Source organism: Caballeronia udeis (genome assembly GCF_001544555.2).
Classification (GTDB): domain Bacteria; phylum Pseudomonadota; class Gammaproteobacteria; order Burkholderiales; family Burkholderiaceae; genus Caballeronia; species Caballeronia udeis.
On record NZ_FCOK02000217.1, the window covers coordinates 1 to 1067 of the forward strand.

1 protein-coding gene is annotated in these 1067 nt (G+C 61.4%); it reads right to left on the minus strand.

Going from position 1 to position 1067, the window contains the following annotated elements; all coding sequences use genetic code 11:
* Window positions 1–28: 28 nt before the first annotated feature.
* Window positions 29–1014 (minus strand): IS630 family transposase gene (locus AWB69_RS48525; RefSeq protein ID WP_156529232.1). Its coding sequence is split into 2 segments (ribosomal slippage): window positions 29–555 and window positions 555–1014, totalling 987 coding nucleotides; the frame shifts between segments, so codons are not numbered across the junction.
* Window positions 1015–1067: the final 53 nt, after the last annotated feature.

Below are 1067 nucleotides of genomic sequence, written 5' to 3' on the forward strand. Positions count from 1 at the left end.
ACTATTGAGTATTACGTAAATCATGACATCACCAAAGCTCGGCTTGCTTCCAGCAGGCAACGATGATCGATTTACGCTTCTGGCCGCTCTTGAGCTTGCATCGAGCGGCGTGCTTCAGTTCGGCCAGGTTGTCAGGGCAGAAGTTTGCCAATGCGTGCCGCTTAAGCCAGGCCCACAGGTATTCGACTGGATTCAGGTCCGGGGCGTAGCCGGGCAGCAACGCCATCTGGATGGCGCCGTCCGTGCTGTCGAGGTACTCGCGCACGACGCGGCTCTTGTGCTGCGCTGCGCCGTCCCACACGATCATGAGCTTGCGTCTGAGTTGCGCGCGCAGCGCTTTGAGGAATTCGATGATTTGCGCGCTTTTGATCGCACCGTCGTGCAGGCGGAACACGAAGCTAGTACGGGTAAGACCGGCGATGGCCGAAACGTGCTTCCAGTTGAAGTGGTACTGAATGATCGGCGTGCATCCCTTGGGCGCCCAGGTGCGCACTCGTGTGGGACGCTCCGAGAGGCCGGATTCGTCAATGAAGACGATCAGTCGTCCTTCGGCGGTACACTTTTTTTGAGCGCGGGCCAGGTCTTGCGCTTCCAGGTTAGTACCGCGTCCTCGTTGCGCTCGATGGCCCGGCGCTCCGGCTTTTGCGAGCTGAACCCCAAGGCGCCCAGCAACCGCCAGACATGTACCTCGCTGAAGGTAACGCCATACAGTCGCTCGATGAGCGCCCGTACGCGCCTGAGCGTCCACAGTTCGGTTCCGAATCCGTACGCCAGCGGGCCCTGTAGCAGCGCTGCGCGCAAACCTTCGCGTTGGGCCGCATCCAATTGTGCGGGCCGCCCCGTCGCCATAACGCGAAGCGCGTCGATGCCACCTTCGTCGAGTCGGGCTTTCCACGTGTATGCGGTTTGCCGCGCCACTCCGACCGCTCTCGCTGCTTCGGCTGGCGTCTTGCCCGCCAACATCAAGCGACCGGCACGCACCCGCTTGCGCGTAGCGTCATCCATCCTGGCCATCCATCGAGTCTCCCTTCAGCGTGATGACCGTATAACGCGCCAGCAGAGAATCG